This is a genomic window from Nereida sp. (assembly GCF_965655635.1).
Lineage (GTDB): Bacteria > Pseudomonadota > Alphaproteobacteria > Rhodobacterales > Rhodobacteraceae > Nereida.
Genome location: NZ_CBFHHE010000062.1, coordinates 1 through 3,161 on the forward strand (window position 1 = coordinate 1; position 3,161 = coordinate 3,161).

The window sequence follows — 3,161 nt, forward strand, 5'->3', positions numbered from 1 at the left end:
ATCATAGCCCAACTCGATGGCGGCTGTGGCTTGGGACGGAAGGCCAAGACCCGCGTCCACCACCAATGGCACATCAGGAAAATGCGCCCGCATTGAACGCAGCGCGTAGACGTTGTTGAGGCCAAGTCCCGAGCCAATTGGTGCGCCCCAAGGCATCAAAACTTCGCAGCCCGCATGCAACAGCTTATCGGCCACCACCAAATCATCCGTGGTGTAGGGGAATACCTCAAACCCGTCTTCGGCCAGAATGCGAGCAGCCTCGACCAAGGCAAACACGTCCGGCTGTAGGGTGTCTTGATCGCCGATGACCTCAAGCTTGATCCACTTGGTGCCAAAGACTTCGCGCGCCATGTGCGCGGTGGTCACGGCTTCTTTGACAGTGTGGCATCCGGCGGTGTTGGGCAGCACGTGCACACCAAGCTCGCGGATGATGCCCCAAAAGTCCTGGCCCTCACGTGCTTGCCCGCTTTCGCGGCGCAGAGAGACGGTCGCAACAGACGCGCCACTTTTGCGAAAGGCCTGCTCAAGAATGGCGGGGGACGGGTAAAGTGCCGTGCCAAGCATAAATCCGTTGGCCAGCTCTGTTCCGTAAAACTGCCGCATTGCTTAGCCCCCCTGCATTGGCGCAAGTATTTCTAGCTGATCGCCCGTCGCCAGTTTTGTGCTGTCGCGCGCTGTTTTGGCCACAAACGCGCCGTTGACAGCTGTGGCCACAACCGCGCCTTCAAAGCCGTGCTGTACCAAAAAGTCGGCCAATGTGGTGGCGTCGGTCGGGGTGGGCTCTCCGTTTACGTTAAGCAACATCGTAAAACTCCGGTTGTTCATCTTTTGTAATCACATCCGCCACCATGCGCGCCAAAGCGGGCGAGAGCAGAAAGCCATGGCGGTAAAGGCCATTGGCGCGGATGATGTTTCCCTGCTTGCGAATGCGGGGCAGGTTGTCGGCAAAGGCGGGGCGGCTATCAACGCCAATTTCCAAAACTTCGGCCTCGCCAAAGGCGGGGTTAAGCGCGTAGGCGGCGGACAACAGTTCCAGTATTGCACGGGCCGTGGGGTGCGCAGAGGCGCTGCTTTCGATCATTGTGGCGCCGAGCATGAAAATACCGCTGCCGCGCGGGACCACGTAAAGCGGAATGCGCGGATGCAGCAGACGCACGGGCCGTGACAGGCTGACGTCATCACATTTCAGGATAAGCATCTCGCCTTTGACGCCGCGCAGATCGGGCAGGTTGGATTTGGCGGCAAAGCCGCGTGTATCTACCACAAGGCCCGTAAGCTGATCAGGGTCTGCCTCACCAATCTCAAACGTCGCGCCATCCTCAATCAGGCCCGCACGCAGTTTTTGTAGCGCTTCGCGGGGCGCAAGATGGGCTTCGGTTTCGAACAAAAGCCCGTTATTGAACCGTCCGGCCAAATCTGGCTCCAGTTTGGCGATTTCCTCAGCGCCGATCTCGCGGAACTCTGTAGTGCGCCGTGCAAAGCGGCGCATATCGGCGCGGTCACGGGCAGGGCTAACAACAAGCGATCCTGCCTGCGTTACCAATCCAGTGTGTTTTTGCCACCATGCCGCGGCGCCGGAACCAAGTCGTACAACTGGTTCTTCTGCGCTTTCGCCCTCACAAAACGGTGCAAGCATCCCGCCGGCCCACCATGAGCATTGATGCGGCCCAATACCTTCGTGGCGGTCAATCAACGTAACCTTAAGGCCACGGTTCAGCACCTCGCGCGCAATCGTCAGACCCGCAACACCGGCACCGATGATGGTGACTTGGCTCATGACTGTTTGCCTTGCCAGCTTTGATGGAAATGGTGCACGGGGCCGTGGCCTGAACCAATTTGTAGGGTATCAGCAGCCCCAATTGCCCCTTGTAGATACGTATGAGCAGCCTGTGTTGCCTCAGGCAGTGTCATGCCACGGGCGACAAAGGCGGCAATACTGGCTGAATAGGTACAGCCGGTGCCGTGGGTATTGCGTGTGGGACCGCGTGGGGCCTCAAAGCGATCGGTGCGGCGTGCGCCGTTCTCATCCGTGATCAGCAGGTCCGTACAAATGTCGCCCGCGCTGTGCCCGCCTTTCATCAAAACCGCGCGTGGCCCAAGGTCCAAAAGTGCGGCCCCTTGGGCCTGCGCTTGGGTCAGGTCTTGCGCGTCGGCCATGCCAAGCAGGCCTGCTGCCTCTGGCAAATTTGGCGTCAAAAGATCCGCGCGCGGCAGCATGTGTGTTTTCATCGCCTCGACTGCGTCCGCTTGCAGCAACGCATCGCCGGATTTAGCGATCATCACGGGATCAAGGATTACGGTGCCTTTGAATGCATCAAGACATTCGGCCACAATTTTGATGATGGGGACGGAAAACAGCATTCCAATTTTGATGCTATCCACATTAAGATCATCCAGTACTGCGGTAATCTGTGCCGCAACGATATCTGCGGGGACTTCGTGAACTGCGCTGACTGTCACTGTGTTCTGTGCGGTGATCGCCGTTAGCACGCTGGCACCGTATACCCCCAAAGCCGAGAATGCCTTAAGGTCCGCTTGAACGCCTGCACCGCCTCCGCTGTCTGAACCAGCGATGGTCAGGGCAATGGGTGTTTTCGCGGTTTGGCTCGCGTCTGTGTGCTGGCTCATGAAGCCCTCGTTCAAGTTGAGGACATCAGCTGGCGGGAAGGGGATTGGGTTTTTGCATGCGCTTTGGCGCGTGTCACCCGTTCCCTACGCCGGCATTGTCCGGATCAGGTTCGACGGGTCAGTGCGCTGCACCTCTCAGCCTGCAATAGGCCCCCCGACGGATTGGGTATTAGCTAAGTTATCGGATGCGCAGCGGCAAGGGGATAGAGTGCAGAATTTACATTGAGCCATCTCCACGGCTCCGCTAGTCTTAGCACGGAGCGCGCGAAGGGGTGCTAAAAAGTACGGTATTGCAGATAGATAGGGGATGTATCTCATGTTGAAAAAACTGGTTCTGACGGGGGCTGCAGGACGGCTTGGATCAAGGTTGCGTGCGCCTCTTTCTGCAATGTGTGAAACGCTTGTAAGTACAGATATCGTCGAAAGCATTGAAGGTTTGGCCAGCAACGAGACATATGTAGCCGCTGATTTGGCTGACCTTGCAGCGATGACGCAGTTGTTGAAAGACGCGGATATGGTGGTGCATTTTGGTG

At 57.7% G+C, this 3,161-nt stretch carries 4 protein-coding genes, 1 pseudogene and 1 riboswitch; of the genes and pseudogenes, 1 reads left to right on the top strand and 4 read right to left on the bottom strand.

Translation table 11 applies throughout. From position 1 onward, the window contains the following. The 4 genes from ACTF5M_RS11290 to thiD form a co-directional block, all read right to left on the bottom strand. On the bottom strand, positions 1–603 hold a 603-nt coding region (locus ACTF5M_RS11290), incomplete at its 3' end, for a thiazole synthase (protein WP_438961064.1). A 3-nt stretch (positions 604–606) separates the two neighbouring features. Then, the gene (thiS, locus tag ACTF5M_RS11295) at positions 607–804 is read right to left on the bottom strand and encodes a sulfur carrier protein ThiS (RefSeq protein ID WP_438961065.1); all 198 of its coding nucleotides are present in this window, start codon (positions 802–804) and stop codon (positions 607–609) included. Further along, the gene (locus ACTF5M_RS11300) at positions 794–1,777 is read right to left on the bottom strand and encodes an FAD-dependent oxidoreductase (protein WP_438961066.1); all 984 of its coding nucleotides are present in this window, start codon (positions 1,775–1,777) and stop codon (positions 794–796) included. Before ACTF5M_RS11300 ends, thiS begins: the two co-directional genes overlap by 11 nt. Beyond that, on the bottom strand, positions 1,774–2,628 hold the full coding sequence (gene thiD, locus ACTF5M_RS11305) for a bifunctional hydroxymethylpyrimidine kinase/phosphomethylpyrimidine kinase (RefSeq protein ID WP_438961067.1): 855 nt from the start codon (positions 2,626–2,628) through the stop codon (positions 1,774–1,776). The genes ACTF5M_RS11300 and thiD overlap by 4 nt, the downstream gene beginning before the upstream one ends. 64 nt (positions 2,629–2,692) lie before the next feature. Further along, positions 2,693–2,795: riboswitch (TPP riboswitch) on the bottom strand. Between the two features lie 152 nt (positions 2,796–2,947). Here thiD and ACTF5M_RS11310 point away from each other — a divergent pair. Beyond that, positions 2,948–3,161, top strand: a pseudogene (locus ACTF5M_RS11310) (NAD-dependent epimerase/dehydratase family protein); the annotation flags it as partial.